Origin of the sequence: Micromonospora sp. NPDC023956 (assembly GCF_040639195.1) — a bacterium.
Taxonomy (GTDB): Bacteria; Actinomycetota; Actinomycetes; order Mycobacteriales; family Micromonosporaceae; genus Micromonospora.
The window spans coordinates 33,064-56,710 of record NZ_JBEZZN010000013.1 but is presented as its reverse complement, the minus strand read 5'-3'; the positions used below and the strand labels follow the sequence as shown (position 1 = coordinate 56,710).

The 23,647-nt window shown below is 71.9% G+C and carries 18 protein-coding genes; 8 read left to right on the top strand and 10 right to left on the bottom strand.

Annotation, left to right across the window (positions count from 1 at the left end):
• Nucleotides 1-96: 96 nt before the first annotated feature.
• The gene (locus AB0F58_RS23100) at nucleotides 97-471 is read right to left on the bottom strand and encodes an ArsC/Spx/MgsR family protein (protein WP_357146457.1); all 375 of its coding nucleotides are present in this window, start codon (nucleotides 469-471) and stop codon (nucleotides 97-99) included.
• Nucleotides 472-837: 366 nt separating this feature from the next.
• On the opposite strand from AB0F58_RS23100, the gene AB0F58_RS23095 reads away from it, so the two are divergent.
• Together AB0F58_RS23095 and AB0F58_RS23090 are read left to right on the top strand one after the other, a co-directional pair.
• Entirely contained in the window at nucleotides 838-1,506 is a 669-nt protein-coding gene (locus AB0F58_RS23095) for a C39 family peptidase (protein ID WP_357146454.1), read from the top strand.
• 450 nt (nucleotides 1,507-1,956) lie between these two features.
• Complete coding sequence (locus AB0F58_RS23090; protein ID WP_357146451.1) at nucleotides 1,957-4,812, top strand: aconitate hydratase; 2,856 nt, start codon at nucleotides 1,957-1,959, stop codon at nucleotides 4,810-4,812.
• A 93-nt stretch (nucleotides 4,813-4,905) separates the two neighbouring features.
• Here the strand turns inward: AB0F58_RS23090 and AB0F58_RS23085 are convergent, their stop codons facing one another.
• Nucleotides 4,906-6,888, bottom strand: a complete 1,983-nt coding sequence (locus AB0F58_RS23085; RefSeq protein ID WP_357146449.1) for a right-handed parallel beta-helix repeat-containing protein — start codon at nucleotides 6,886-6,888, stop codon at nucleotides 4,906-4,908.
• Nucleotides 6,889-7,438: 550 nt separating this feature from the next.
• On the opposite strand from AB0F58_RS23085, the gene AB0F58_RS23080 reads away from it, so the two are divergent.
• The 5 genes from AB0F58_RS23080 to AB0F58_RS23060 are packed head-to-tail and all read left to right on the top strand — an operon-like array spanning nucleotide 7,439 to nucleotide 14,031.
• Nucleotides 7,439-8,125, top strand: coding sequence for a class I SAM-dependent methyltransferase (locus AB0F58_RS23080; protein WP_357146446.1), 687 nt, complete (start codon nucleotides 7,439-7,441; stop codon nucleotides 8,123-8,125).
• A 44-nt stretch (nucleotides 8,126-8,169) separates the two neighbouring features.
• Nucleotides 8,170-10,458: an alpha/beta fold hydrolase gene (locus tag AB0F58_RS23075; protein WP_357146443.1), complete on the top strand. Its 2,289-nt coding sequence runs from the start codon at nucleotides 8,170-8,172 to the stop codon at nucleotides 10,456-10,458.
• Nucleotides 10,455-11,453: a hypothetical protein gene (locus AB0F58_RS23070; protein WP_357146440.1), complete on the top strand. Its 999-nt coding sequence runs from the start codon at nucleotides 10,455-10,457 to the stop codon at nucleotides 11,451-11,453. Before AB0F58_RS23075 ends, AB0F58_RS23070 begins: the two co-directional genes overlap by 4 nt.
• Nucleotides 11,450-12,607: an AMP-binding protein gene (locus AB0F58_RS23065; protein WP_357146437.1), complete on the top strand. Its 1,158-nt coding sequence runs from the start codon at nucleotides 11,450-11,452 to the stop codon at nucleotides 12,605-12,607. The genes AB0F58_RS23070 and AB0F58_RS23065 overlap by 4 nt, the downstream gene beginning before the upstream one ends.
• A complete protein-coding gene (locus AB0F58_RS23060; RefSeq protein WP_357146434.1) occupies nucleotides 12,604-14,031 on the top strand; it encodes a DHA2 family efflux MFS transporter permease subunit in 1,428 nt (475 codons plus the stop codon). Before AB0F58_RS23065 ends, AB0F58_RS23060 begins: the two co-directional genes overlap by 4 nt.
• Nucleotides 14,032-14,123: 92 nt before the next feature.
• Here AB0F58_RS23060 and AB0F58_RS23055 read toward each other — a convergent pair whose 3' ends face one another.
• The 8 genes from AB0F58_RS23055 to AB0F58_RS23020 all read right to left on the bottom strand — a co-directional run bounded on the left by AB0F58_RS23055 (nucleotide 14,124) and on the right by AB0F58_RS23020 (nucleotide 23,203).
• Nucleotides 14,124-14,720, bottom strand: coding sequence for an ATP/GTP-binding protein (locus tag AB0F58_RS23055; RefSeq protein ID WP_357146431.1), 597 nt, complete (start codon nucleotides 14,718-14,720; stop codon nucleotides 14,124-14,126).
• Nucleotides 14,701-15,087 (bottom strand): DUF742 domain-containing protein, encoded by a 387-nt coding sequence (locus AB0F58_RS23050; RefSeq protein WP_357146428.1) that lies wholly within the window; start codon nucleotides 15,085-15,087, stop codon nucleotides 14,701-14,703. The genes AB0F58_RS23055 and AB0F58_RS23050 overlap by 20 nt, the downstream gene beginning before the upstream one ends.
• Before the next feature lie 6 nt (nucleotides 15,088-15,093).
• Nucleotides 15,094-15,519, bottom strand: coding sequence for a roadblock/LC7 domain-containing protein (locus tag AB0F58_RS23045; RefSeq protein WP_088983080.1), 426 nt, complete (start codon nucleotides 15,517-15,519; stop codon nucleotides 15,094-15,096).
• A 91-nt stretch (nucleotides 15,520-15,610) separates the two neighbouring features.
• Entirely contained in the window at nucleotides 15,611-18,124 is a 2,514-nt protein-coding gene (locus tag AB0F58_RS23040) for a nitrate- and nitrite sensing domain-containing protein (RefSeq protein WP_357146424.1), read from the bottom strand.
• A 98-nt stretch (nucleotides 18,125-18,222) separates the two neighbouring features.
• Entirely contained in the window at nucleotides 18,223-19,833 is a 1,611-nt protein-coding gene (locus tag AB0F58_RS23035) for a prenyltransferase/squalene oxidase repeat-containing protein (RefSeq protein ID WP_357146421.1), read from the bottom strand.
• The gene (locus AB0F58_RS23030) at nucleotides 19,830-20,723 is read right to left on the bottom strand and encodes a terpene synthase family protein (RefSeq protein ID WP_357146418.1); all 894 of its coding nucleotides are present in this window, start codon (nucleotides 20,721-20,723) and stop codon (nucleotides 19,830-19,832) included. Before AB0F58_RS23030 ends, AB0F58_RS23035 begins: the two co-directional genes overlap by 4 nt.
• Before the next feature lie 14 nt (nucleotides 20,724-20,737).
• Nucleotides 20,738-22,060, bottom strand: coding sequence for a cytochrome P450 (locus AB0F58_RS23025; RefSeq protein ID WP_357146764.1), 1,323 nt, complete (start codon nucleotides 22,058-22,060; stop codon nucleotides 20,738-20,740).
• 225 nt (nucleotides 22,061-22,285) lie between these two features.
• Complete coding sequence (locus AB0F58_RS23020) at nucleotides 22,286-23,203, bottom strand: GNAT family N-acetyltransferase (protein WP_357146415.1); 918 nt, start codon at nucleotides 23,201-23,203, stop codon at nucleotides 22,286-22,288.
• A gap of 76 nt (nucleotides 23,204-23,279) precedes the next feature.
• Here AB0F58_RS23020 and AB0F58_RS23015 point away from each other — a divergent pair, with 76 nt between their 5' ends.
• Complete coding sequence (locus AB0F58_RS23015; RefSeq protein ID WP_357146413.1) at nucleotides 23,280-23,528, top strand: DUF2630 family protein; 249 nt, start codon at nucleotides 23,280-23,282, stop codon at nucleotides 23,526-23,528.
• Nucleotides 23,529-23,647: the final 119 nt, after the last annotated feature.

The window sequence follows — 23,647 nt, the reverse complement described above, 5'->3', positions numbered from 1 at the left end:
GGCCGGTCGTCGCCGCCCGCTTTCCCGTACCCGGTGTGCGGAAACACCGGGCCCCGGAGGGCGACACCCACGCCCCGGGGCCGGCCCGTGGTTCCGTCAGCGGGTCGCGCCGGACCGGTCCACCGCCTCGGCCACCGCCTCCGGGGTACGGGCGACCAGCGCGCCGCCGTCGTCGAGCAGCAGGATCGGCCGCTGGATCAGCTCCGGCGCGGCCACCATCGCCTCGATCCAGCGCGGTACGGACGCCTCGTCGCGCGGCCAGTCGGCCATGCCCCGCTCGACGGCGGTCCGCTCACCGAGCCGACAGACGTCCCACGGCCGGGCGTCGAGGCGGCGCAGCACCTCGGTCAGTTCCGTCGCGCTCGGTGGCCGGTCCAGGTAGGGCCGCAGCCGGTACGGCACCCGCGCGGCATCGAGGGTCTCCCGCGCACCGGCGCACTTCGAACAGGACGGGTTGTGCCACATCTCCATACCGGGCATGGTGGCAGATTGCCCCCGACCGGTGACGACCGTGATGTCCGCGACGCCGGCCGGCTCACCGGTGTCCGGTCCGGCCTCGGTGGGCTGCGGGAATCGGCCCGGGGGTGGGGGCGTTGTACAAGGTTCGCCCCCGCACCCCGCCGACCCGGCCGGGTACCCCGGTCCCGGAATGCCGGCCCGTACGGTGGCGTTGTATCTCCCCGGCGCACCCGAGTCGGCCGAAGCCCCGGACCCGCGCCCTTTTCACGTCTTCTCCGCACCCCCGTGGATCGTTGCCGTGGCACCCCCGTGCCCGGCCCTTCCCCGCGCGTGGCCCCCTGCGTCACGCACCCCCGAACGGAAAGGCAGGACACCCCCATGACCACGCTGATCCGTAAGGCCACCCTGACCATCGCCGGCGCCACCCTCGTCGGCGGCGCCATCGCCGCCCCGGCCACCGCCTTCGCCGCCACCACCTCGCACACACCGACCTCGTCGGTCGGCGCCGACCGTGGCGGCCACGACCGTGACGGCGGTAAGCGCGGCAAGGAGCTGCGCGTGCGCTACGAGTCGCAGCCGAACTTCTACTACTGCGGCCCCGCCGCCGCCCGCAACGCCCTCACCACCCTCGACAAGAACACCAGCCAGGACGACCTCGCCCGCGAGATGGGCACCACCGAGAACGGCACCGACAGCGTCCACCAGATCACCAAGGCCCTCAACGCCAAGGCCGGCACCGACAACTGGCGCACCATCGAGATCCCCACCCCCACCGCCGACGACAAGCAGACCGACACCCTCCGCAAGGACGTCCGCAACGCCGTCGACAACGGCCGCGCGATCGTCGCCAACATCGCCGGCACCGCCACCGACACCGACGGCACCCCGCACTCCTTCGAGGGCGGCCACTACATCAGCGTCGTCGGCTACCGCGACAACGCCGACACCGTCAAGATCGCCGACTCCGCCAACCCCGACCAGTCCTCCTACTGGATCACCACCGAAGCCCTCGCCGACTGGACCGCCACCCGCGGCTACGCCGCCTGACCCAGAACCACCACCCACCGATCGACCGACCCACCACGCCGGGCCGGCCCCGCACCCCAGGGGGCCGGCCCGGCGTCGTGCGCACCCGGCGACAGCGGCTTCGGTGGCCCGGCGGCGGCCTTCGGTGGCCCCGGCGGAGGGGGTTCGACGTCCCGGGCGGCGGCCTTCGGTAGCCCGGCGAAGGGGCTTCGACGTCCCCGGCGGCGAGCGGGGCCCGGTCGGGCCGCAGAGAAGGCCCGGGAGGCGTCCCGCGCCCCGCACGGGCCGGCCAGTGGGCCGTGATGGATCATGGAGCCACCTCCCCGTCCCAGAGCCTGACACCCGGTTGCACGAATAGCAAGACGGACGTACGGTTTTGTAGGACGACGGAATCGCTGGTTAGTGTCGCCTAACCGGGGCGGCACCCCGACCGGTGCGACAGACTGCTCAGGACTACTCACGGTCGCTGGTGTGAAGGAGTACGACGTGGCGAGCCTCGACACCTTCGGTGCGAAGACCCAGCTACGCGTCGGAGACGCGAGCTACGAGATTTTCAAGATCAGCAAGGTGGACGGCCACGAACGGCTGCCCTACAGCCTCAAGATCCTGCTGGAGAACCTGCTGCGGACCGAGGACGGCGCGAACATCACCGCCGACCACATCCGCCAGCTCGGCGCGTGGGACGCGAGCGCCTCCCCGAGCGTCGAGATCCAGTTCACCCCGGCCCGGGTGCTGATGCAGGACTTCACCGGCGTGCCCTGCGTGGTCGACCTGGCCACCATGCGCGAGGCCGTCCGCGACCTGGGCGGCGACCCGGCCAAGGTGAACCCGCTCGCCCCGGCCGAGCTGGTCATCGACCACTCGGTCATCGCCGACCTGTTCGGCCGCGAGGACGCCTTCGCCCGCAACGTCGAGCTGGAGTACGAGCGCAACAGGGAGCGCTACCAGTTCCTGCGCTGGGGCCAGACCGCGTTCAACGAGTTCAAGGTCGTGCCGCCGGGCACCGGCATCGTGCACCAGGTCAACATCGAGTACCTGGCCCGTACCGTGATGGAGCGCAACGGCCAGGCGTACCCGGACACCGTCGTCGGCACCGACTCGCACACCACCATGGTCAACGGCCTGGGTGTGCTGGGCTGGGGCGTCGGCGGCATCGAGGCCGAGGCGGCGATGCTGGGCCAGCCGGTCAGCATGCTCATCCCGCGCGTGGTCGGCTTCAAGCTCTCCGGTGAGATGCCCGCCGGCACCACCGCCACCGACCTGGTGCTGACCATCACCGAGATGCTGCGCAAGCACGGTGTGGTCGGCAAGTTCGTCGAGTTCTACGGCCCCGGCGTGAGCGCCGTGCCGCTGGCCAACCGGGCCACCATCGGCAACATGTCCCCGGAGTACGGCTCCACCGTGGCGATCTTCCCGATCGACGCCGAGACCGTCCGCTACCTGGAGCTGACCGGCCGCGACCCGCAGCAGGTCGCGCTGGTCGAGGCGTACGCCAAGGAGCAGGGCCTCTGGCACGACCCGGCGGCCGAGCCGGACTACTCCGAGCGCCTGGAACTGGACCTGGGCACCATCGAGCCGTCCCTGGCCGGGCCGAAGCGTCCGCAGGACCGGGTGCCGCTGGGCAACGCCAAGACGCTGTTCCGCTCGGCGCTGACCGACTACGTGGCCGCCGACGAGACCGGCGGCGACGACCGGAAGCCCGGCGTCCCGCAGCAGGAGAAGCCGTTCGGCGTGCAGGGTCGCGCCGACGAGGCCAGCGCCGAGTCCTTCCCGGCCAGCGACTCGCCCGCCGTCGACGGGGCGAACGACCCGGCCGACGCCCCGCGCGAGCTGGTCAACGGCGCGGTCGGCGCGGGGGGCCGGGCCAGCAACCCGACCCGGGTGACCGGGGCCGACGGCACCGAGTTCGAGCTGGACCACGGCGCGGTGGTGATCGCCGCGATCACCTCCTGCACCAACACCTCCAACCCGCAGGTCATGATCGGTGCGGCGCTGCTGGCCCGCAACGCGGTGGAGAAGGGCCTCAACCGGAAGCCGTGGGTGAAGACCACCCTCGCCCCCGGCTCCAAGGTCGTCATGGACTACTACGAGCGGGCCGGCCTCACGCCGTACCTGGAGAAGCTCGGCTTCCACCTGGTCGGCTACGGCTGCACCACCTGCATCGGCAACTCGGGTCCGCTGCCGGAGGAGATCTCCGCCGCCGTCAACGAGGCCGACCTCGCGGTCGTCTCGGTGCTGTCGGGCAACCGGAACTTCGAGGGCCGGATCAACCCGGACGTCAAGATGAACTACCTGGCCTCCCCGCCGCTGGTGGTGGCGTACGCCCTCGCCGGCACGATGGACATCGACCTGGCCAACGAGCCGATCGGCGAGGACACCGAGGGCAACCCGGTCTACCTGCGGGAGATCTGGCCGAACACCGCCGAGATCCAGGACGTGATCGCCTCGGCGATCGGCGCGGCCGGGTTCAGCGCGGCGTACGCGGACGTCTTCGCCGGTGACGAGCGCTGGCAGTCGCTGCCCACCCCGACCGGCGACACGTTCGCCTGGGAGGACGGGTCCACCTACGTCCGCAAGCCCCCGTACTTCGAGGGCATGGAGAAGGACCCGACGCCGGTCGTCGACATCGACGGCGCGCGGGTGCTGGCCAAGCTGGGCGACTCGGTCACCACCGACCACATCTCCCCGGCCGGTTCGATCAAGGCGGACTCCCCCGCCGGGACGTACCTCGCCGAGCACGGCGTGCCGCGCCACGAGTTCAACTCGTACGGCTCGCGCCGGGGCAACCACGAGGTGATGATCCGGGGCACCTTCGCCAACATCCGGCTGCGCAACCAACTCGTCCCCGGCGTGGAGGGCGGCGTCACCGTCAACCACCTCACCGGTGAGCAGAGCTCGATCTACGACGCCTCGGTGGCGTACCAGGAGGCGGGCATCCCGCTGGTGGTGCTGGCCGGCAAGGAGTACGGCTCCGGTTCGTCGCGGGACTGGGCGGCCAAGGGCACCATGCTGCTCGGCGTCCGGGCGGTCATCGCCGAGTCGTACGAGCGGATCCACCGGTCGAACCTGATCGGCATGGGCGTGCTGCCGCTCCAGTTCCCGGCCGGCGAGACCGCCGACAGCATGGGTCTGACCGGCACCGAGACCTTCTCGATCGCCGGAGTGACCGCGCTGAACGACGGCGAGACCCCGCGCACCGTGAAGGTCACCACCGACACCGGCGTGGAGTTCGACGCCGTGGTCCGGATCGACACCCCGGGCGAGGCGGACTACTACCGCCACGGCGGCATCCTCCAGTACGTGCTGCGCCGGATGATCGCCGGCTGACGCACCCGTTCGCTGCCAGCAGGGGTCCCCGGTTCATCACGAACGATGAACCGGGGACCCCTTCGGCGTCCGGGACGGGTGGCCGTCGGACGGTCAGAGCCGGCCCACGCCGGCACCCGCGGTCACCAGGGCGGGCACGTTCGCCGCCGGGTCGAGGGTGTACGGGTAGTACACGCGCGGCTCGGTCACCGTGCCGGCGGTCTCCGGGGCACCGGAGTTGACGAAGACGTTGTTGCGCTGGACCGCCCGCCCCGGGCCGCTGTCGGCGTATCCGCTGGCCGAGTGGATCGGGTGCGGCACGTCGCGGAAGTAGTTGCCCTCCACCACGACTCCGGCGTTCTCGGTGGAGGCGACCCCGTACAGCTCGTTGCCGAGGAAGTAGTTGTTGTAGACGTGCACCGGCTCGGCGAACCGGATCCTGGGGTGCCGCTGCCGGCTGTTGTCGAAGAAGTTGTGATGGATGCTGACCTTCAGCTTCCCGATGTCGGTCGACCCGGAACCGTCGGAGTGGCCGATCAGCATGCTCTTGTCGGAGTGGTCGAAGTGGTTCCAGGAGACCGTCACGTAGTCCGCGCCCCGGACCACGTCGACCGAGCCGTCCACCGCACCGGAGAACCGGTTGTGGTCGATCCAGATGTGGTGCGAGTTCTGGCCGACGTTGATCGCGTCGTCCTCGGCGTCCGTGAAGTTGATGTTCCGGACGATCACGTTGTACGACCGGTAGAAGTCCAGGCCGCCTCCGGTGATCTCGGCGTTCCCGACGCCGATGATGGTCTTGTTCGGGCGGACGCCCTGTTTGCTGCTGATCTGGATCCGACCGGTGACCTGGATGATCATCGGCCCGACGGTGTCGATGTACTCCAGGAAGTCGTTCGCGTTGGTCGCGGTGACCACCGGGCCGCCGACGCCGCCGGTGGTGCCGTTCTGGCCGAGCGCGTCGACGCCGGCGAACCCGTCCGCCTGGGCGGTGCTGCCGGGCGCGGCGGTGGAGGCCGCCCCGGTGGTCGGTGAGATCCGGCCGACCCCGGCGCCGGCCGGGACGATCGTCGGCACGTTCGCCGCCGGGTCCAGGGTGTACGGGTAGTACGTGCGCGGGTCGGGCACGGTGCCCCGGGTCTCGATGGCGTGGTTGCAGGCGACCAGGATGTTGCCGCGCTGGACGATCCGGCCCAGGGGCCCGCTGAAGTCGACCCGGCCCGGATTGTTCACGCTGTAGAAGTAGTTGTTCTCCATCAGCACGGCCGAGTCGTTGGTGGAGGCGACGCCGTAGCTGTTGTCGTAGTAGTAGTTGTTGTAGACGTGGGCCAGCGCGGAGAAGCGCACCCGGGGGTTCCGCTGGTCCGAGGCGTTGAAGTAGTTGTGGTGGTAGGTGACCCGCAGCCGCCCGACGTCCTGCGCCGCGTTGTCGTCGTCGTGACCGAGCAGCAGCGTCTTGTCGTGGTCGTGGAAGTGGTTCCAGGAGACGGTGACGAAGTCGGAGCCGCGTTTGATGTCGACCGCGCCGTCGTCGCCGTTGGAGAACTCGTTGTGGTCGATCCAGATGTGGTGCGAGAACATCTGGACGTTGATCAGGTCGTCGGTGGCCCCGGTGATGTGCACGTTCCGGATGATGATGTTGTGCACGGCGTTCGCCGGGGGCGAGGTCACGTCGTCGTCGACCGGTAGGCCGATGTTCAGCCCGCCGCCGGAGAGGGTGGCGTTCGCGCCGAGCCCGACGATGGTCTTGTCGGAGGCGACGTCGTGCATCCCGTCGTTGGCGCCGGCGGGCAGGTTGATGGTCCCGGAAACCTGGACGACGTACGGGCCGGGGCGGGAGACGTAGTCCAGGAACTGGGCGGCGGTGGTGACGGTGACGACCGGCCCACCGGCGCCACCGGTGGTGCCGTTCTGGCCGAGGGCGTCGACGGTGGCGAACCCGTCCGGGGTGGCGGCGGCCGGGGCGGGTCCCACCGGGGCGGCGGTGGCCGCGGCCGGCTGGGCCAGGGCGGCGGCGGAGAGGGTGAGCGCGGCGATCAGACCGGCGGCGGCGTGCTGCCGCCATCGGGGCGGGCGGGGCGGTGTGCTGGTGGTGGTCACGGAGTTCCGCCTTTCGCGGGGCGGACGCCAGGCGGGCGGGACGCGCGGGCAGAGCGGGACCTGCGCCGGGCGATCCGGGACGGGACGGTCCGGTTGCGGGTGCCTGGCGATCCGGCGGGTGGTGGCCTACGATCTGGAAAGCGCTTTCCTCGCCCATGGTAAGAACGCGCATCGCCTTATGTCAATAAATAGCCGCCGATGTACCGACCCCTCCTCGGCGACCGCCAACCTCAGGGCGGCACGGCGAACCAGCACGGTGGCACTTCCCGGCGCAGCATCCCCGACCGGCCCGGCACGGCATCCCGGCCGATGACGACCCGCTCCGGCGGCGCCCGCCGCCCCTGATGGAGCAATTTGCAGATGTGAATGTCAAAGCGGGTATGGAAGCAACTCCCAAATGATCGAGACATGGACGTGTTTCGATTACATAACGCTTGCCGAAGCGAGGCGGACCACCCCGACGCACCGTGTCACGATGCCCTTCGCAACCACGCGATCATGAATCGACTTCTGCCGACCCGCGCACAAGCTCCCACCAGGAGGGTGCCGCATGGCACGTCCGCCCGCCAACGACAAGGATCTCTGGAATCCCGAGTCGTACGACGGACTACGACGTCAGCTCATCCCCTCGTTCGACCTGCTCTACTCGAGCGCGGCGGAGGCCGTCGCGGCGGTCGTCCCGCCCGACGGCAGGATTCTCGACCTCGGTGCCGGGACCGGTCTGCTCAGCGCCACCCTGCGCCGTAGCCTGCCGCATGCACGGTTGATCCTGGTCGATCGCTCCGAACTCATGCTGACGAAGGCGCGGCAGCGCTTCGCCGGTGACGGCGGCATCGACATCCGGGTCACCGATCTCACCCAGGCGCTGCCCGACGAGCCCTTCGACGCGGTCGTCTCCGGACTGGCCATCCACCACCTGCCCCACACCGACAAACAGGATCTCTTCAAACGGATCCTGAGCGCCCTGAGACCCGGCGGCGTGTTCGTCAACGTCGACCAGATCCTGGCTCCGTTCCCGGCGTTGGAGGCGGTCTACGACCGACGCCACGAACGGCACGTGATCGACTCCGACACGCCACCCGACGAGTGGGCGGCGGGTCGGGAACGCATGCGGCACGACATCTGCGCCGACCTGGAGAGCCAGTTGCGGTGGCTGCGCGAGGCCGGCTTCGACCACGTCGACTGCCTGGTCAAGGACTGGCGGTTCGCCACCTACGCGGGCTGGGCAGCCGCCTAGCCCCGGTCGGGGTGCCGTACCCACCGACGACGAGGGGGAATGCCGTGCTCCAGGACGCCGTGCGCGCCGTCGCCCACCGCGACCCGCGGGCTCCCGCGGTCCGCACCACCGACGGCGACACCGCGACGTACGCGCAGCTCTGCGCCATGGCCGACCGGGTGGCCGGCGGTCTCAGCCGGGCCGGGGTGGGCGACGGCCACGTGGTGGCGGTCTCGATGGACAACAGCATCGGCTACGTCGCCCTGATCCTGGCCGTCGCCCGACTCGGGGCGAGCTACGTGCCGATGATCCGGGAGTTCGGCCCCGGCGACGTGCGTACCGCGCTGGAGCTGACCGGGCCGACGGTGGTCGTCGCGGACGGCCGCCGCGCTCCCCTGCCCGGCACGACACCGGTGCTGGACCTCGCCGACCTGCTGACCGCCGACCCGCTCCCGCCCACGTCGGACCCGCCCGCCCGGGGCCGCTTCCGGCTGCTCTGGACCTCGGGCTCGACCGGCTTCCCGAAGATGATGGCCTGGCGGCAGGACCGGTTCGTGGCCGAGCGCCGCCGGTGGATCCGGCACACCGGGCTCACCGCGCAGGACGTCTTCTTCTGCCGCCACCCGCTGGACGTCGCGCACGCCACGGACCTGCACGTCTTCTCCGCCCTGCTCGGCGGCGGCGAGCTGGTGCTCGGCGACCCGCAGGCCGGCCCGACGGCGCAGCTGCGGGCGCTGGCGGACAGCGGGGCGACCGTGACGAGCGCGCTGCCGCGTCACTACGAGCAGCTCATCGAGGCCGCCCGGCAGACCGGCGGCGCGGATGTCAGCTCGCTGCGGCTGCCCTTCTGCGGCGGCACCTACGTCAGCCCGCAGCTGATCCGCGACTGCGACTCGGTGCTCGGGGTACGGATCCGGCAGCTCTACGGCTCGACCGAGTTCGGTCTGGCGGCGGTGAACCTGACCGACACGGTGCAGACCGACGCGGACATGGCGCTCGTGCGCGGGGTGAGCGCCCGGTTGGCGCCGGTGTCGACCGGCGACCCGGGCCCGGCCGGGGCCTGCGTCGGGGAGCTGGTGCTGCGCTCCGCGTACACCAGCGAGGGCTACCTCAACAACCCGGAGGCGCACGCGCGCACCTTCCGCGACGGCGAGTACTGGACCGGCGACGTCGCCCAGCGCAACGCCGACGGTTCCTACCGCATCCTCGGCCGGGTCAGCGAGGCGCTGGCGGCCAGGGCGGGCCTGCTCCTCGCGCCGATGCTGGACGAGGAGATCCAGCAGCACTGCCCGGTACGGGAGTCGGTCGCCCTGCCGGTCGAGCCCGGCGCCGGTGGCAACCGGGTCGTCATCGTGGCCCGCCCCGAGCCGCAGGTGGCCCCGGCGGAGGTCGAAGCGTCGATCCGCGCGGTGCTCGACGGGCACGCCCTGACCGGTCCGATCCATCTCGTGACGGCCCTCGCCTACACCGCGGTGGGCAAGCCGCACAAGTCGCTCCTGCGCAGGCAGTGGGTGTCCTCGTCGGAAGGGGAACCAGCCGTGGCCACCGACCGGAGCGCGAACCTGCTCCGCCACCGCCGACTGAGCCGTACCCCGACCCTGTTGTTCGTCCCCGGCCTGGCGATGACCTCGGCGTACTTCGACGAGGTGGCGACGGACCTCAGCCAGGACCACGACGTGCTGCTGGTGGATCTACCCGGTCACGGCGGCAGCCCGGATCCGCAGCCGGGCTGGACCATCGACGACGCGGCGCGGTCGGTCCGGGCCGTCGTCGACCGCCTCGACCTGCGGGACGTCACCCTCGTCGGCTGGTCGCTCGGCGCGGGCGTCGCCTGGACGTACCTGGACCTCTTCGGCACCGACCGGGTGTCCCGGCTGGTCTCGGTCGAGATGTCGCCTCGGATCCTGGCCGACGGGGACTGGACGCACGCCGCCTTCGGCGGTCTCGACGCGGCCGGCGCGATCCACACCCAGCGCGCCATCTGGGCCGACCCGCAGGGGTTCCTCGACGACCTGGTCCGCCGCTCCTTCGCCGCCGGAACCGAGCCCGACCCGGCGCGGCTCCAGCGGCTCGTCGCCGAGACCAGGAGGTGTTCGGTCGTCGCCGTGCTGGCGCTCTGGCTGGACGTGCTGACCCGGGACTGGCGGGAACAGCTGACCACCACCTCGCTGCCCACCCTCCTCGTCCACGGGGCCCGCAGCCAGGTCTACCCCACCGAGGTAGGCGCCTGGCTGCACGGGGCGATGCCCGACGCCCGGCTGGAGAGCTTCGCGCACAGCGGGCACATGCCGTTCCTGGAGGAGCCCGAGAAGTTCACCTCGGTGCTCCGCGACTTCGTCAAGGAGACCCGTTGACCACATCGCCCAGCCCCGCGACGAGACTGTGCTGGATCTACCCCGACCGGGGCACCGCCTGGCAGCGCGACTACGAGGAGCAGGGCGTCTGGGGCGCCTACCGCGAGATCGCCACCACCCTCGGGCTGCGGATGAGCCTGCACAAGCCGGAGGAGGTCGCGGTCGACGGCACCGACCCGGCGCGGCCCAGGGTGTACCTCAACGGCGAGCGGGTCACGCCGGAGGACACCATCTTCGTCACGGCCATCTACTCCCTGCCGCACCAGGTGGTCGACGTCGCGAACCAGGTGTACCTCTTCACCGTCCTGGAGACGCTCGGCTTCTACCTGCCGATCCCGCCCTGGCTGACCTACCTCGGCGAGGACAAGCTGGCCACCGTCGTGCACCTGGCGCAGAGCCCGGTGCCACCGCTGCCCACCGTCCGGGTGGCCAGCGGGCGCGAGGCGATGACCGGGCACTACGACGAGGCCTTCGCCGGCCTCGACTACCCGATGATCGTCAAGCCGGCGAACTGGGGCATGGGCCTCGGCATCTCCGTGGTGCACAACGTGCACGACCTCCGCGGCGTGATCGGTCTGGCCGGTGGTGCCGAGACGCCGCTGGTGGCCCAGCCCTACGTCAGGGATCCCCGCGAGACCCGCGTCTACGTGGTCGACGGCCGGGCGCACACCGTGTTGCAGGGCACCAAGGAGGGCTACTGCCTCATGGTCACCAAGACCGTGGGCGGTCGGCACGAACGCGGGTTCACCGACCTACCGGCCGAACTCGACAGCACCATCGCCTACCTGACCGAGCGCCTGCCCACGCCCTACTTCTCGGTCGACTTCATCTCCGACGGCGAGCGGTTCTGGCTCTCCGAGATCGAGGTGGACGGCGCGATCGGGTTCTCCATGGACGCCGAGCAGGACGTCGTCGCCCGCTCCCTGGTCAGCGCCCGGTTCGAGGCGTACCAGCGGGGTCACGCGCGCTGGCTGGCCGACCGGGTCAGTCGATGACCATCGGCGAGCTGCCCTGGGAGGCCCTGCTGGTCCAGGCGAAGGAGCTGGCCGCGATCGGCGGGGCACCGGTGCCGGACTCCGTCACCGGGCTGGCGGATCTCGCCGTCACCGGGCCGGCCGAGATCCTCGCGGTGTCACGGCACCTCACCGCCGACGGCGGGGCGGCGGTGATGTCCAGCGGCGGCACCACCGGACGGCCGAAGCTGACCTTCGTCGCCCACCACCAGGCCATCGACCGGCTGCACCGCGTCTGGCGGCCCCTCGAACCGGGGAACGTGCTGCTCAACCTCTTCACGCCGGGGCGGCTGTGGGCGTCGCACTACTACATGCAGACGCTGGCCGAGCGTAGCCGGTGCCACGTCGTGCCGGCCGGGCCGTACCACCCGGACGAGATCGCGGACTGGCTGCCCGTCTTCCGGGAGGTCGGCGTCGACGCGCTGGCCGGTACGCCCACCGCCCTGACCGACCTGGCCCGGGGCGTGCTCGACCACGGTGTCGGCCTCGACGTCCGTCGGGTGATCTGGATGGCCGAGCCGTGGACCCCGGCGAAGGAGGCCACCGTCCGAGCGGCCTTCCCGCAGGCGCGCTTCTGGGCCAACTACGGGTCGGTGGAGACCTTCGTCATCGCCACCAACGACCCCGGCTGTGACCTGTCCGTCCTGCACCTCATGCCGGACCAGGTCCTGGAACCCGACGACGACGGGGCGCTGCTGTCCCGGACCGGCGACGGGTGGACCGTGCCGACGATCCGCTACCGGCTCGGCGACCGGGTCGCCGCCGCCTCGTGCCGGTGCGGGCGACCGCGGGCGCTACGGGTCGTCGGCCGGGCCGACGACGCCATCAAGCTGTACGGCTCGCTCTTCGGCATCGGCGAGATCCTCGCCGGGGTACGGGAGCATCCCGGCGTGACCGAGGCGCAGCTCGTCCTCACCCGCAGCCCGGAGTCGCGACACTCGGTACGCCAGATGGCCGTGCACGTCACCGGGGAGGCGGATCCGACCCGGCTCCGGGAGTGGCTGGTACGGACCTGGTACGACCTCCCACCGATCCTGCAGACCTACCCGGAGGCGGTGACGGTCGCCCGGGTGGAAAGACTGCACCGCGTGGAACGGACCAACAAGGTGCCCCCGATGATCTGGCGTGACCGGTGACGACGAGACTGCGCGGCAACCCGTGGGCCATCCTGGCCGTCCTGTGCCTGGCGTACTTCATGTCCCAACTGGACATCGCGGTGCTGGCCATCGCCGTCCCCGACATCGTCCGGGACCTCGACGCCTCCCTGGACCAGGTGGTCTGGGCGTTGAGCAGCTACCTCCTCGCGCTGGCCGCCCTGCTGATCACGGCGGGCCGGCTCGGTGACCTGTACGGGCGCCGGCGGCTCTTCCTCATCGGCGTCGGGATCTTCACCGTCTTCAGTCTCGCCGGCGGCCTGGCCGACAGCCCGGCCCAGCTCGTCGCCGCCCGCGCGATCCAGGGGGTAGGCGCGGCGCTCTTCGTCCCGCAGACGATGGCCCTGCTGGTCGAAGCGTTCCCGCCGGAACGGCGCGGCATGGCCCTCGGCATCCGGGGCGGCGTCGGCGGCTCGGCGGCGGTGCTCGGCCCGGTCGTCGGCGGTTTCCTGGTCGGCAGCCTCGACTGGCGCTGGGTCTTCCTGGTCAACATCCCGATCGGCGTGGTCATGCTGGCACTCGCCGCGGTGACCATCCCGACGACCGGGGGGAGGAAGGAACACCGACTCGACGTCGTCGGCGTCGTGCTGGCCACCGTCTTCCTGCTCCTGCTGGCCTTCGGGGTCAGTCAGGGCGCACGCTACTCGTGGAGCGGCGGCATCTGGGCGGTGATCGCGGCCGGACTGGTGGTCTTCGCCGTCTTCCTGGCGCAGCAACGGCGACGCCAGCACCGCGAGCCGCTGGTGCCGTTCGCGCTCTTCCGGGACCGCAACTTCGCGGTGATGAACGTCTTCTCGGTCGTGGTCTCGCTGACCGTGATCGGGCTCATCGTCGTGCTCTCGGTGACGTTCCAGTCCGTGTTGCAGTTCGGCGCCTGGCGGGCCGGGTTGCTGTTGATGGTGGCGTCGATCTTCTCGGTCGCGTTCGACCCGGTGGCCGGCAAGCTCTCCGAGCGGGTCGAGGGCAGGCACCTGCTGCTCTTCGGGATGGCCGCCACGGTCGCCGGCCTGCTCTGGACGTTCACCCAGATCAGGGCGGAGGCCGGCTGGGCCGGACTGGTCGGGCCGATGGTGGTGATCGGGACCGGCAACGCCTTCCTCTTCACCCCGCTGGCCACCGTCGCGCTCCACCGGGTCCGGCCGGAGTCCGCCGGCGGCGCGGCCGGGGTGCTGGTCACGTCCATGCAGGTCGGCTCGATGGTGGGTACGGCGGTGACGGGGGCGCTGCTCCAGGGGGGCAGCGGCACCGTCCCGACCGTGGGCACCGTCCGCGACGTCCTGTTGCTCCTGGTCGGCACGGCCGCGCTCGGCGCGCTGGTCTGCCTGGCCGTCGAACGGTCCGCGGGACCGGACGCCGCCGCGCCGGCCGAGGTGTCCCCGGCGCAGATGAGCGATGACCGGGCGTAGCGGCGCACCCGTCGGGCCACCCCCGCCACCCGGCCGGGCCCGTCAGCCCGGTCCCCGTCGCGGCCCGCCGTCCCCGGGCGGCGGGCCCGTGGTCACTCCGCGGTGTTGCGCGCGGCCCGCGTCTTCATCGCGTGCTCCAGCAGGGTGATGAGCACGTCCTTGCTGGACTGCCGCTGCCGGGCGTCGCAGAGCAGCACCGGGACGTCCGGGTCCAGGTTCAGCGCCGCCTGCACCTCGTCCAGCCGGTACCGCCGGGCCCCCTCGAAACAGTTCACCGCCACCACGAACGGGGTGCCCCGCCCCTCGAAGTAGTCGATCGAGGGGAAACAGTCGGCCAGCCGGCGGGTGTCGGCGAGGACCACCGCACCGATCGCCCCGAGCGCCAGCTCGTCCCAGACGAACCAGAACCGGTCCTGGCCCGGCGTGCCGAAGAGGTAGAGCACCAGGTCGTCGCTGATGGTGATCCGGCCGAAGTCCATCGCCACGGTCGTGGTCACCTTGTCCTCCACCCCGGACAGGTCGTCGATGCCGACCCCCGTCTCGGTGAGGACCTCCTCGGTGCGCAGCGGGCGGGTCTCGCTGACCGCACCGACCATGGTTGTCTTGCCCACGCCGAAACCACCCGCGATCAGGATCTTGATCGCGGTGGGCACCGTCTCCGCCGGATGCTCAGAGTGCCCGAAGTCCATTGATAACCGCCTCGAAAATACTGTCGTCGGGAAGGCCGCCGGTGGCCCGCGGCTCGCGGACCTGCACCAGGTTGCGGGCCACCAGGTCGCCCAGGAGCACCCGGATGGTGCCCACCGGCAGGTCGAGATGCGCCGCTATCTCCGCGACGGACTGCATCCGTTGACAGAGCCCGACGATCGCGAGGTGTTCCGGCCCGAGACCCGCCTCCGGTGTGACATCCGACTGGATCGCCGTCACGAGGGAGATCAGGTCGAACGTACCGGTGACCGGCCGGGCCCGTCCGCGGGTCACCGCGTACGGGCGCACCACCGGTCCCGCGTGGTCGTCCACCCACTTGTCTTCCATCGGCCCCCCGGTAACGGTCATCTCGGGCTACTTCTCGGCGACGGCCGACTGCTCCGACGACCGGGAGGGCGAGGCGACGTACTTGCCGACCCGGGTCACGAGCATCGCCATCTCGTACGCGATCAGCCCCACGTCGGCGTCCTCGGAGGCGAGCACGGCGAGACAGGCGTTACGCCCGGCCGCCGTGACGAACAGGAACGACGACTGCATCTCGATGATGGTCTGCTGGACCTGCCCGCCACCGAACCGCTTGCCCGCCCCCCGGGCCAGGCTCTGGATGCCCGCGGCCATCGCCGCCAGGTGCTCGCCGTCGTCCCGACTCAACCCTCGGGACGAGGCCATCATGAGGCCGTCCGTGGAGAGAGCGATAGCGTGTTCGGCCTGCTTCACCCGGCCGACCAGATCATCCAACAACCACGTCAGGTCGGCACTCGAAGCCGTCTTCTGCGCCACTCGTCGTCCTCTTCTCAACCCGGCTGGTCGCCGTGCTCGTCTGGGCTCACTCCGGGGCCGGTGGACGGGCTCGCCCGCCACCGCACCCCGCTCACGTCGCTTGCCGATCCTCGTCGTGTGGCGTCTCCGCCTGCTCCGGAGCACCGGCCGGGCCACCCAGCAACCGGGCGGCGTCGGTGCGCCCCCGCCGGGTGCCGGTCTGGTACGAACTCATCATCCGTCGGACCTGCTCGGGTGGGCGGACCGTCTCGTCGTCCGGGGTGTCCACGGCGGGCGTCTCGTCCCGCAGCTCGGGCGCGAGGTTCGCCTGGCGGACCCGCATCGGCAGGCCGGAATCGGTCTTGGGCGGCTCGGCCGCCGGGCACGGGGTCGGGCCACCGTGCTCCACCTTCGGCCCGGTGCCGGGGCGCGGGGTGGCCACCGGCAGGCCGGTCGGGAAGGTGGGACCGTCCAGGGCGGACTGCTCCGACCAGCGCCGGGCCCGGGTCGGCAGCCCGGACCCGCCCTCGGTGGGCGTGTCCTGCGGTGCCCGGGGGCGCTCCAGCGTCGTCCGTACCCGGGTGGGCAGCTGCTGCGGCTCGTCGCCGCCGGTGCCCTCGGGCCCCTGGCGCGGCGCCTCGGGCGCCACCAGCGTCGCCGGACGCGGGCCGGACGGCCCGGCGCCGGTCGCGGCCGGTCCCGCCGCCGGGTTCGTCCCACCGGCGCGGGAGCCACCCGGCTCCTCCTCGTCGGTGGTGACCAGATCCAGCGGGATCAGCACGACCGCCGTGGTGCCGCCGTACGGGGACTCCTTCAGGTGCACCCGGATCCCGTGCCGCTCGGTCAACCGGCTGACCACGTAGAGGCCGAGCCGGGTGGCGTTGGCCAGGTTCAGTTCGGACCGGTCCACGATGCGATCGTTGGCGGCGGCGAGGTCCTCCTCGCTCATGCCCAGGCCCCGGTCCTCGATCTCGATCGCGAAACCGTTGCCGACCAGCTGCCCCCGCACCTCCACACTGGTGTGCGGCGGCGAGAAGGAGAGGCCGTTCTCGATCAGCTCGGCGAGCAGGTGGATGATGTCACCCACCGCCCGACCGGCGAGCGAGACCGACCCGAGGGGCAGCACGTTGACCCGGGTGTAGTCCTCGACCTCGGCCACCGCACCCCGGACCACGTCGACCATCGGGACGTTGCGCCGCCAGGCCCGGCCCGGCGTCGAGCCGGAGAGGACGATCAGGTTCTCCGCGTTGCGCCGCATCCGGGTGGCCAGGTGGTCGACCCGGAACAGGTCCTCCAGCTCCTCCGCGTCGTTCTCCCGCCGCTCCATCGCGTCGAGCAGGGTGAGCTGCCGGTGGACCAGGGCCTGGGTCCGCCGGGCCAGGCTGAGGAAGACGTCACGGACGTTGCGCCGCAGCTCGGCCTGCTCGACCGCGGTGCGGATCGCGGTCTCCTGCACGACGTTGAAGGCCTGGCCCACCTGCCCGATCTCGTCGTCACCGAACTCCAGGGGGGGCGCCTCGGCGGCGACGTCGACCTCCTCGCCCCGGCCGAGCCGCTCCACCACGTTGGGCAGCTGCTCCCGGGCCAGCTGGAACGCGGCCTCCCGCAGGCGCTCCAACTGCCGCAGCAGCGCCCGGGCGGTGGAGATCGAGACGATGATCGAGGCGACGACGGCGAGCAGACCCAGACCGGTGGCCAGCACCAGCCGGGTGATGACCCCGACGGCGACCGGCGTGGCCCGGTCGACCACGTCGTCACCGCCGGCCCCCACCACGTCGTTGAGCTGCTGCAACGCCGGGTCGACCGCACCCTGCCAGGAGTTCAGCTCGACCGGCGGACGCGACTCGGCGCTGCGGGCCTGGATGACCCGGTCCTCCAGGGTGCGCAGGCGCTGGTACGCCTCCCCCTGGGACATCTGCTGGTAACGGTTGCGGTCCGCCACGGGCAGCGCGCTGATGGTGCTGCCGGCGATGTAGCGCTGGGCGCCGACCAGCTGGGCGAACTGCGCCTGCTCGGTCGCGGTGATCCGGCCGGCGGCGAGCGCGCCGTGCAGCAGCGCGTCCTCCTGGGACAGCAGTTCCCGGGCGCGGTTGAGTTCGATCAGCGCGGCCGTGTCGTGGGCGACCTGCCGGTCGTCGAGACCGCCCAGCTCGTCGTAGAGCCGGAACATCGCGTCGACCACCTCCACGTAGGAGGTCAGCGCCGTCGTCCGGTCGATGCTCTTGTCGTCGATCTCCGTGCGGGTCCGGGTGAGTCCCTCCAGACCGGTGAGCACGTCGTCGACCGCCCGCTCGACCTCGGTGCTCGCCGGGATCTCGGTACGCCAGTTGACCGCGGAGGCCTCGAACGCGCGGGCCAGCTCGTCGGTGCGTTCCCGCTCCGCGCGCAGCGTCTCCAACTGCCCGGCCTCCGGCCGTCCCAGGTAGGCCAGGGAGAGTCGGCGCTCCTTCTGCAACTGCAACAGCAGCGGCTCGCTGGGCGCGAAGACCCGGGCGTTGAGGGTCTGGACCCCGAGCAGGTTGAAACCGTCCCCGACGGTCACCCACGCCGCGAAGCCCCAGAGCGCGACGAGCGACGCGAGCAGTGCGACGACTTTCGTACGGAGATTCGTACTGCGGGAACCCATTACACCGTCCTGGCCGGGGATTCGATTGACGTGCCCGAGCGTGGGCGGTCGACGCACCGATCGACCCCGGCGCACGCTAGCAGCGTCGGGAGGTTCACTCAAGCGATCCTGATCATGGCACTACGGGGGGACGTGCCCGCCTCGACCGGATCCGGACCGGCCCACCTGCGCCCCCACCAGGTCACCCCGAGCACCGCCGCGCGAACGATCAGTGACGGACGATACAGGTCCTTGTCGTGCCAGAGCGCCGGTCCACCGTCCGGGCCGCCCGTCGTGGCCAGCCACCGCCAGCCCCGGGCGATCGCCCCGGCACACTGGTCGGGCGAGGTCGGTCCGGCCGCGAGCAGCACCTGGAGCGCGTACGCGGTCTCCTCGGCGGTACCGCCCCAGCGGCCCCAGGAGCCGTCCGGGTGCTGACCGGCCAGCACCCAGCGCACCGCCCGCCGCACCACCGGCTCCACGGCCGCGCCGACGCCGTACCCGTGCAGGGCGAGCACCGCGCAACTGGTGGCGTAGTACGGCGAGGCGTGCCAGCGGTCGGAACTCCACGAGCCTTCCGGGGCCTGCCGGTCGGCCAGCCAGGTGGTCAGCCGACGCACCACGGCGGCGTGCTGCCGCGACCGCTCGCCGGTGTGCCGCAGGTGCCAGCCGAAGGCGTCCAGCACGTGCGCGTTGGTGGTGATGGAGGCGCCGTCCTCCTTCGGCCAGGTGCAGAAGTGTTCCCCGGTGTCGAAGGACCAGAGACTCGACGGGTCGACCGGGTGCCCGGCGCGGGCGAGCGCGTAGAGGGTCACCGAGGTGGTGTCGGCGTCCACGGGCAGGCCCGGGGCGGTGGCGGTGCCCGCCGGACCGAGGGTGTCGAGCAGGCTGGCCAGCACCGACGGCGGTACGGTCAGCGGCACCCCGGCCCGCGACAGCGCGCTGAGCACCCAGGACCGTTCGAAGACGCTGATCGGGCTGGTGCACGGGACCGGCCCGCCGTGCTGACGGACCACCCCCTCCAGATACGCCCGCGCGGCCCGGGTGCTGGCGTCCGGGACGCCGAGCCAGGCGGCCGTCGCCGCGGGCGAGGCGCCCACCGTGCCCGGTCCGACCGGTGCGACCCCGGCCGCCCGGCGTGCCGCCGGCCCGACGACCTCCAGCGCGTGCAGCAGCTTCTCGGGCAGCGGATGGCCCGATGCCAGGGCCGCGCGGACCCGGGCCAGCCGGGTGGGCGCCATCCCCGGTGGCAACGGCAGCCGGGGCGCGGCCGGCCACCGGTCCAGTCCGGCCACCGGGTCGTCCCGCATCGCGTCCAGATGGGCGGTGAGGGCCTCCACCAGGGCCGGAACGATCAGGTCGATGGCCGGCATGTCCGGCAGGGCCGACGCGGGAACGGCGGTGAGCCGCTCGGCGAGCACGGACAGTCCCCGGTCGACGGCGGCGACCGCACCGAGCGCCGGGGCCCCGGCCAGGTCACCCCGACGCAGCGCGGCGAGCAGCCCCTCGGTGGCGCTGAGCGTCGGCACCAGCCCGTAGCCGCCGGGGCCGCCCCAACCGCCCCTCGGGTGTTCCGCGTCGAGCAGGTAGCGGACCCGCTCGGCGTGCAGGGTCAGCCACGGCGACAGGCTCACCAGGCGGCCCGTCTCGTACACCGACACCGACGACTGCCCGGTCGGTGTCGCGGTCATCTCCCCGAGCAGGTCCCGGGTGGCCGCGAGGATGCTCACCGGGCCGACCCCCAGAAGTCCGTGGATCGGTAGAAGCCGCTGCTGAAGCCGACCTGCCGGGTGAGGTACGTCGCCGGCCGGGGGCAGTCGACCGCCAGGGCGGCCAGCAGTTCCTGGCAGCGTCCGGTGAGGACACCGACCCGCTGCTCGACCTCGGCCCGGTCGGGCACCAGCATGATCGCGTTGAGATCGCCCCATTCCAGGTCCCGCTGGTACGTGCCGAGGTCGTTGACCAGGCGCAGCACCCGCTGTGCCTCGTCGCTGGCCTCGACCAGACGGGGCAGCGCGCGGTGCGTCTCCTCGTCGCCGGTGCGGATCCAGTGCGCGACGTTGACCACGGTGCAGGCCAGGTTGTCGGCGTTGGCGAGGTACTCCTCGAAGGTGGGCAGCGTGCCGGTGAGGTCCCGGCGGGCCGCCCGCCACTGCCACTCGACCGCCATCGCGGCCAGGGTCCGGTGCACCGCCGCCCGCCACACGTCGCGCAGGCGCGGATAGGCCGGCACTGCGGCCAGGTCGGCACAGAGTTCGGCGAGGAACCGCGCGAGCGGGTCGTCCGCCGCCGGGGTGGCACCGTCGACCACCGCGAGGCTGGTCTCGACCAGACGGTCGATCTCCGTCCGGGACTTCGCCAGGTAGTCCACCTGCCAGTCGAGGGCGAACCCCCACAGCACCGCGCGGTTGGTGACCCGCAGTTCCGTCACGTCCGACCAGGGGGAGCTGAACGCGATGGCCATGGCGATGTTGCCGAAGAGGGCACCGTCGAAGGGCGCGCCGGAGAACAGTTCCGGGTACCCGGCGGCGCACTTCTGCAGGTCGCGCTGCCCCCGGGCGGCCAGGGCGCAGATCCGGCCCTGCTCGACGGCATCCGCAGCGTGGGCGTTGAGGTCCATTCCGTCCGTTTCGCTCAGGCGACGGCCGAGGACGCCGCACCGGTGAGGGTCAGTTCCACCCGGCGGCGGGGCCGCAGCGCCGCCGCCAGCCGTAGTCCGGGCACCCCGGGCTGCCGCAGCCGGAACCGGTACCGGCTCAGCATGGTGGCGACGATGAGCTGCGCCTCCAGGTAGAAGAGGTACATGCCGAGGCACTGGTGCGGGCCCCCGCCGAAGGGGAAGTGGGCGTAGCGGTGGCGGGCCCGGATCCGCTCGGGGCGGAACCGCTCCGGGTCGAACTCGTCGGGCCGGTCCCAGAACGCCGTCATCCGTTGGGTGATCAGCGGACTGGCCACCACGGTCGCCCCGGCCTCGATCTCCACGCCGCCGATGACGTCGGCGGCGACCGCCCGGCGGGGGATCAGCCACCCGATCGGATACAGGCGCAGCAGTTCGTCGAGGACCATCCGGGTGTAGCGCAGCTCGTCGAGGTGCTCTCGGCGGACCGGCTCGTCGCCCACCACCCGGTTGATCTCCTCGTAGAGCCGGTCGGCGACTTCGGGGTGCTCGTCCAGGTGCGGCCAGAGCCAGGTCAGCACGTTGATGGTGGTTTCCGTGGTGGCCGCGAACATCGCCACCGTGTCGTTGCGCACCTGCTGTTCGTCGAGCTGCCGGCCGTCGTCGGTGCGGGCCCGCCACAAGGTGGAGATGATGTCGTCGCCCTCCTCCGCCGTGGCCCGGGATTGCCGCACGATGGGAACGAGCACCTCGTCGACGACCCGGACCGCCCGGCGGAAGGTCCGGTCGCCCGGCATGGGCAACGACAACGGCGCGAAGGGCACCACGATCCGGGGGATCACCGCGCTGGCGATGGCGTCCTGCGCATCCACGACCCGCATCGCGTCGGCCACCGAGATCTTGTCGGCGAAGAGCACCTTCATGATCGCCCGGCAGACGATCCTGGCCTGCTCGTTGCCGATGTCGACCGGCCGTCCGGCCCGGGACGGGGAGTCCAGCTCGTCGACGGCCGCGGAGATCGCCTCGGCCATCCCGTCGATCATCGACTCGACCCGCTTGGCGGTGAACATCGGCTGGAGCATCCGACGGCTGGCCGACCAGATCTGCCCCTCACCGAGGATCCCCTCGCCGAAGAGCCGCTTGACGGGCCGCCAGAACAGCCCGTCGCCGGCCCGCTCGTAGTTCTCCGACCGCTCGCGCAGCACGTACTGGACATGCTCGGGATGGGTGACCAGATAGGGACGGAACGAGCCGAGGTTGATGCGGGCGAGCCGGCCTCCGGTCCGGTTCCCGGCGTCGATGAGCGCGCGGGCCGGATCACGGACCAGGGCGGGCAGCATCCGGCGCAGGGGGACCCTCGCGGGACGACTGGCATGCGCCGGGAAGGGGTGCGGCGTTCCCACCTTTTGGACTCCTCCCGGTATCACCACTGAGTCGCGGGACCGTCATTGCGAGTCACACAACCCGCTGAGCATGCCACCACGATGTCCGGTTCACCAGACGGGGGGCGAGAAATTTTCGCTGACAACATTTGCTGCGTCCACAAAGGACGACTGCGTGATCGGTCAGCGGGACAGCGTGCGCCGGTACCGCCACTCGGTGGCGACCGGGGCGTAGCCGAGCCGGTCGTTGACCGCCAACATCGCTGCGTTTCCGGCGTCGTTGCTGGTCAGAGCGATGGTGTAGCCCGCTTCGGCGGCCCGGCACAGGGCGGCGTGCTTGACCGCGCGAGCCAGCCCGCGCCCCCGGTACGCCCGCCGCACACCGGTCATCCCGGACTGGTAGCGCGTTGAGCCGTCGGTCAGCGCAAAGGTGAACGCCACCACCGCCCCGTCACATGTCGCGACGGTCGTCAGTGTCCGGTCCAGGTCGGGACGGTCCCAGTAGGTGACCCGCCAGTCGGGGTAGCGGATCGCGTCCATGCCGACGTCCCCCGGCTCGTCCCGGGAAACCTCCAGGTCCGCCTCGTAGAGCGGACGCGGGTCCCGGACCAGGATCTCCGCGGTGGTGATCCGCACGCCGGACGGGGGTGGCGGCACGGGCGGCACCCCGGCGGTCAGGTCCAACCCCAGGCGCGTGCGGCCCCGGCCGCGCCGGTAGCCGTGCCGCTCGGCGAAGGCGACCCCCGGCTCGTCGGTCACCATGGCGTGCGCCGCGCGCGCGCCGATCGCCCGCAGCCGCCGCTCGGCCGCTTCCAGCAGGATCGTGCCCACTCCCCTGCCCCGCCGCGGCGGCAGCACGTTGACGTTGGCGTACCCGAGTCCCGGTTCGGCGCTCTCGTGCAGCAGACCGGTCCGGGCGACCCCGACCACCGCGCCGTCGGCCTCGGCGAGCAGCATCCGGTGCCGCGCGGCCGGCGCACCGTGGGTCGCCTGCCAGCGCAGTGCCGCCGCACTGAACACCCAGTGCGGCGCGGCGGCCCGGAGCACCTCGGCCACCTCGGCCGCGTCCCCGGGCCGGAAGTCGCGGACGGTGATGGTCATCGTCCGGCAACCTACCGAATCCCGCCGACGCGTCGGAAGCCGGGCGCGGTCGGACGGCCTGTGCCAGGCTCGACCCATGGACGACAAGACCATCCTGAACCGCATCGCCGACATGGTCGACGAGGAACACCGGCTGCGGGCGGACGCGCAGGCCAGCCAGGCCGGAACCGACGACGACGCCCGCGCGCGACTGCGTGAACTGGAGGAGGGGCTGGACCAGTGCTGGGACCTGCTGCGCCGTCGACGGGCGGCCCGGCAGAACCACAACGACCCGGAGAGCCAGGGCGCCCGACCGGTTCCGGAGGTCGAACGTTACCTCCAGTGACCGGCCGCTCGGGCCTGCGCGCCACCGGGCTGGCGGCCTGCCGCGACGTCGGGGACCACCCCGGCGAACGGCGGACCGGGCCGGACCCGCCCGGTCGGGGCGGGTCCGGGCCGGTCGAC

What these genes read in the sequence shown, in the direction of transcription:
- AB0F58_RS23015 (WP_357146413.1), top strand. Translation starts at nt 23,280, where the DNA reads ATGGACGACAAGACCATCCTGAACCGCATCGCCGACATGGTCGACGAG.
- AB0F58_RS23100 (WP_357146457.1), bottom strand. Translation starts at nt 471, where the DNA reads ATGGAGATGTGGCACAACCCGTCCTGTTCGAAGTGCGCCGGTGCGCGG.
- AB0F58_RS23025 (WP_357146764.1), bottom strand. Translation starts at nt 22,060, where the DNA reads ATGCTGCCCGCCCTGGTCCGTGATCCGGCCCGCGCGCTCATCGACGCC.
- AB0F58_RS23030 (WP_357146418.1), bottom strand. Translation starts at nt 20,723, where the DNA reads ATGGACCTCAACGCCCACGCTGCGGATGCCGTCGAGCAGGGCCGGATC.
- AB0F58_RS23065 (WP_357146437.1), top strand. Translation starts at nt 11,450, where the DNA reads ATGACCATCGGCGAGCTGCCCTGGGAGGCCCTGCTGGTCCAGGCGAAG.
- AB0F58_RS23050 (WP_357146428.1), bottom strand. Translation starts at nt 15,087, where the DNA reads ATGACCGTTACCGGGGGGCCGATGGAAGACAAGTGGGTGGACGACCAC.
- AB0F58_RS23055 (WP_357146431.1), bottom strand. Translation starts at nt 14,720, where the DNA reads ATGGACTTCGGGCACTCTGAGCATCCGGCGGAGACGGTGCCCACCGCG.
- AB0F58_RS23095 (WP_357146454.1), top strand. Translation starts at nt 838, where the DNA reads ATGACCACGCTGATCCGTAAGGCCACCCTGACCATCGCCGGCGCCACC.
- AB0F58_RS23080 (WP_357146446.1), top strand. Translation starts at nt 7,439, where the DNA reads ATGGCACGTCCGCCCGCCAACGACAAGGATCTCTGGAATCCCGAGTCG.
- AB0F58_RS23020 (WP_357146415.1), bottom strand. Translation starts at nt 23,203, where the DNA reads ATGACCATCACCGTCCGCGACTTCCGGCCCGGGGACGCGGCCGAGGTG.
- AB0F58_RS23040 (WP_357146424.1), bottom strand. Translation starts at nt 18,124, where the DNA reads ATGGGTTCCCGCAGTACGAATCTCCGTACGAAAGTCGTCGCACTGCTC.